The sequence below is a fragment of the Nostoc sp. CHAB 5715 genome (assembly GCF_020829685.1).
Taxonomy (GTDB): Bacteria; Cyanobacteriota; Cyanobacteriia; order Cyanobacteriales; family Nostocaceae; genus Nostoc.
This window is the reverse complement of record NZ_JAIVFR010000682.1, coordinates 1-4,254: the sequence shown is the minus strand read 5'-3', so window position 1 is coordinate 4,254 and position 4,254 is coordinate 1. Positions and strand designations below refer to the sequence as shown.

General features: G+C 45.7%; 4 protein-coding genes. 3 read left to right on the top strand and 1 reads right to left on the bottom strand.

The features are described 5' to 3' along the window. Positions 1-162: 162 nt before the first annotated feature. Positions 163-1,269, bottom strand: a complete 1,107-nt coding sequence (locus tag LC574_RS28945) for a two-component regulator propeller domain-containing protein (protein WP_229457082.1) — start codon at positions 1,267-1,269, stop codon at positions 163-165. A 98-nt stretch (positions 1,270-1,367) separates the two neighbouring features. On the opposite strand from LC574_RS28945, the gene LC574_RS28940 reads away from it, so the two are divergent. The 3 genes from LC574_RS28940 to LC574_RS28930 all read left to right on the top strand — a co-directional run bounded on the left by LC574_RS28940 (position 1,368) and on the right by LC574_RS28930 (position 4,096). After that, entirely contained in the window at positions 1,368-1,682 is a 315-nt protein-coding gene (locus tag LC574_RS28940; protein WP_229457081.1) for a hypothetical protein, read from the top strand. Between the two features lie 418 nt (positions 1,683-2,100). Beyond that, a complete protein-coding gene (locus tag LC574_RS28935; RefSeq protein WP_229457080.1) occupies positions 2,101-3,531 on the top strand; it encodes a form I ribulose bisphosphate carboxylase large subunit in 1,431 nt (476 codons plus the stop codon). Between the two features lie 157 nt (positions 3,532-3,688). Next, positions 3,689-4,096, top strand: coding sequence for a chaperonin family protein RbcX (locus LC574_RS28930; RefSeq protein WP_229457079.1), 408 nt, complete (start codon positions 3,689-3,691; stop codon positions 4,094-4,096). The last annotated feature ends 158 nt before the right edge of the window (positions 4,097-4,254 follow it).

Sequence of the window (4,254 nt, the reverse complement as noted above, 5' to 3'; positions counted from 1 at the left end):
AGTAGGGAGTAGGGAGTAGGGAGTAGGGAGTAGGGAGTAGGGAGTAGGGAGTAGGGAGTAGGGAGTAGGGAGTAGGGAGTAGGGAGTAGGGAGTAGGGAGTAGGGAGTAGGGAGTAGGGAGTAGGGAATTTCACCACTCCCCACTCCCCACTCCCCATTCCCTCATTTAACAGCGTGACTGAAAGCAAGATGGGGTTTTGCACTACTCGTTTTGGGCATTAACCAAGCTAGACCTTCACTAGTGCCAATCCATAATTTATTGGCGATGTCAGGTGCAAGGGCAAGAACCCGACTAGAAGGAAGTCCAGCAACTTCTGCATCTAACACAGCTCCTGTATTTGGATTTAATCGTAACAAACCATTGTTAGTCCCGACCCAGACACTACCATCTTTAGCAAAACGTACCGCCGTCACATCACGCCCACGCAGGCGAGTTACAGACCGTAACACTGCACCAGTTTTTGGGTTAATAACTAGCAAATTATTTGGCATTCCTGCCCAGATTAATCCTTCTGGACTGATAGCTAAAGCTTGGACAGTCGTCCCTGGTAAATCGGCTATCCGCTTCATAATCGCAGCACTAGCAGTATTTACCCGCACTAATCCATCAAGAGTACCAACCCACAGTTGACCTTCAGCATCTAAAGTTAGGGTGTTGGCGCTGACACCAGGCAGATTTTTTAATGTTGTCATAATCAAGCCTTGGTCGGGACTAATTAGGGCTAAACCGCTATCAGTTCCAGTCCACAAATAACCCCGTTTGTCAACTAACAATGACAACACCCGTTTAGAAGGCAAAAATAAATTCTGCGCGGTGATTTCACTAGTACGGGGGTCTACTCGGAACAGTCCATCATAACTTCCTACCCACAAACGTCCTACTTTGTCTTGGGCTAAAGCACCAATAGCAACATTCGGTAAACTAACACGAGAAATAATCTTGCCGGTTTTAGGATCAATCCGCGATAGTCCTCGCCAAGAACCTACCCAAAGATTGCCAGTAACATCTCCCAGTAAGTTACCGACACGATAATCAGTTTGTGGCGAATTTTCTTGCACTCCCCGCTCATCCGGCAAAGGTTCTACTCGCGGTGGCGGCGCAGAAGGTGGATAAGCAGGGGTTACATCAGATGAATTAATATCAGGGGTTTTTTGTGCCCATCCTATACTTGGCAAAGCTATCAACCCCAGCAAGATAGAAGTAGTCAATAAACTAGTACGCTTGCAAAACAATACCACGGTGACATTTCCTTTGGAGACAGTACCCAACAGCCGTTACCTAAACTGGCTTTGGGTTAGTTCCAGTGTTCCCCTAGTCGGGATTTTTTAAACATTGAGAATTGGGCATTGGGCATGGGGCATTGGGCATGGGGCATGGGGCATTGGGGATTGGGCATTGGGCATGGGGAATAGAGGATGAGTCTTTGAACTCCATTAATGAGTCTTTGATACTCGCCCAAGAGTCTTTGATACTCGTGAATGAGTCTTTAATACTCGCCGACGAGTCTTTGAACTCCATTAATGAGTCTTTGAACTCCATTAATGAGTCTTTGAACTCCGTTAATGAGTCTTTGAACTCCATTAATGAGTCTTTGAACTCCGTTAATGAGTCTTTGAACTCCGTTAATGAGTCTTTGAACTCCACTCCCCATGCCCCATGCCCCATGCCCAAACACCATTGATGACTCCTTGTAAAGCATCTGTAACAAAATGTTTAAATCTTTATATAATAACAAAATTAAATATATAAGTTAAAAACTTTCAAAGAATAACTTATCGAATTCTTGATATATTGTGGAATAAGTTACAAATTACGTGGTGTGCAATGAAGAGGTAAAAAAGAATTTTGATTCGTAGGAAGAGGGAACAGTAGAAGCGCTAGGTCGTGTATCCCTAGAAGGGGATAACACTGGTGAGGAAGGCTACCACCGCTACCAAAGTGTCAGCCGCAAAAAAACTGCTACCCTTTGCCAAAAACAACCCCTAACAAAAATTTTTCCTGATCTCCTCCCCGATGAAGGGGGGAAAAATCGGGTGAGGGGAAGTTGCACAAAACGTGATTTGATAATTAACAAGAGTGATTTCAGGGAAGGATAAAATATGTCTTACGCTCAAACGAAGACTCAGAGCAAATCTGGGTATCAAGCCGGGGTTAAAGATTACAGACTAACTTATTACACACCCGATTACACACCAAAAGATACCGATCTTCTAGCTGCGTTCCGCATGACACCCCAGCCTGGTGTTCCTCCCGAAGAAGCAGGTGCGGCTGTAGCGGCTGAGTCTTCCACAGGTACTTGGACAACTGTGTGGACAGACTTGCTCACCGACCTCGATCGCTACAAAGGTCGTTGCTATGACATCGAACCAGTTCCCGGTGAAGACAACCAGTACATCTGCTACGTTGCCTATCCTTTGGACTTGTTTGAAGAAGGCTCTGTAACCAACGTATTGACCTCAATTGTAGGTAACGTATTTGGTTTCAAAGCTCTACGGGCACTGCGTCTAGAAGACATCCGCTTTCCAGTAGCTTACATCAAGACCTTCCAAGGGCCTCCTCACGGTATCCAAGTTGAGCGCGACAAGTTAAACAAATACGGTCGTCCTTTGCTAGGTTGTACCATTAAGCCCAAATTGGGTCTTTCTGCTAAGAACTACGGACGCGCTGTATACGAGTGTTTGCGCGGTGGTTTGGACTTCACCAAAGACGACGAAAACATCAACTCCGCACCATTCCAAAGATGGCGCGATCGCTTCTTGTTCGTTTCTGAAGCTATCAACAAAGCCCAAGCTGAAACCGGTGAAATCAAAGGTCACTACCTCAACGTCACCGCCCCCACCTGTGAAGAAATGCTGAAGCGGGCTGAGTACGCTAAAGAACTCAAACAGCCCATTATCATGCATGACTACCTCACCGCAGGTTTCACCGCCAACACCACATTGGCTCGTTGGTGTCGTGACAATGGTCTATTGCTGCACATTCACCGGGCTATGCACGCCGTAATTGACCGTCAAAAGAACCACGGTATCCACTTCCGTGTATTGGCTAAAGCCCTACGTTTATCTGGTGGCGATCACATCCACACCGGTACAGTAGTAGGTAAGTTGGAAGGTGAGCGCGGCATCACAATGGGCTTCGTTGACCTATTGCGTGAAAACTACATTGAGCAAGACAAGTCTCGTGGTATTTACTTTACCCAAGACTGGGCTTCTCTACCTGGTGTAATGGCAGTTGCTTCTGGTGGTATCCACGTATGGCACATGCCCGCGCTGGTAGAAATCTTTGGTGATGACTCCGTACTACAATTCGGTGGTGGTACTCTGGGTCACCCTTGGGGTAACGCTCCTGGTGCAACCGCTAACCGCGTCGCCTTGGAAGCCGTTGTTCAAGCTCGTAACGAAGGTCGCAACTTGGCTCGTGAAGGTAACGATATCATCCGCGAAGCTGCTAAGTGGTCTCCTGAACTAGCTGTTGCTTGCGAACTGTGGAAAGAAATCAAGTTCGAGTTTGAAGCAATGGATACCGTCTGATTGAAAGTTAGGAGTTAGAAGAGACGCGATTAATCGCGTCTGTACAAGAGACGTGATTAATCGCGTCTGTACAAGAGTTAAGAGTTAGGAGTTACATTAATTCATAACTCATAACTCATAACTTATAACTCATAACTGTTAAAGGCTGGGGTCAAGCATGAATCTTAAGCAAATTGCGAAGGACACAGCCAAGACTCTCCAAAGTTACCTGACTTATCAGGCTTTAAGGACAGTACTGGCACAGCTAGGCGAAACAAATCCTCCATTAGAACTTTGGCTGCATAACTTTTCTGCTGGCAAAATTCAGGATGGTGAATCATACATTGAGCAACTGTTGCGAGAAAAACCAGATTTGGCTTTGCGAATTATGACTGTTAGGGAACACATTGCGGAAGAAATCATCGAATTTTTACCGGAAATGGTTCACACTGGCATTCAGCAAGCCAACATGGAACAGCGTCGCCAGCATTTAGAACGCATCACACGAATAGACACATCTAACCCCAGTCTACAATCAGAACAGCAAGCAACTTCAGACCCGAATTTGGATAACTTATCTAATTAGTTCGGTCAACTTAGTAGTCAAAAATCGCAACCCATATTCAACTTTAGAGACAACACCACGACTACGACTCCAAGATTCACGAGTTTTATAGTCTAAAGACTTATACCAAGTTGAGTTATCAATCAGTTCGGACGCTTGTTGCTGAAGTTCTTCATCTG

Excerpts from the sequence above, each read along its gene's own strand:
- LC574_RS28940 (WP_229457081.1), top strand. The coding sequence starts at position 1,368 with ATGGGGCATGGGGCATTGGGGATTGGGCATTGGGCATGGGGAATAGAG.
- LC574_RS28930 (WP_229457079.1), top strand. The coding sequence starts at position 3,689 with ATGAATCTTAAGCAAATTGCGAAGGACACAGCCAAGACTCTCCAAAGT.
- LC574_RS28935 (WP_229457080.1), top strand. The coding sequence starts at position 2,101 with ATGTCTTACGCTCAAACGAAGACTCAGAGCAAATCTGGGTATCAAGCC.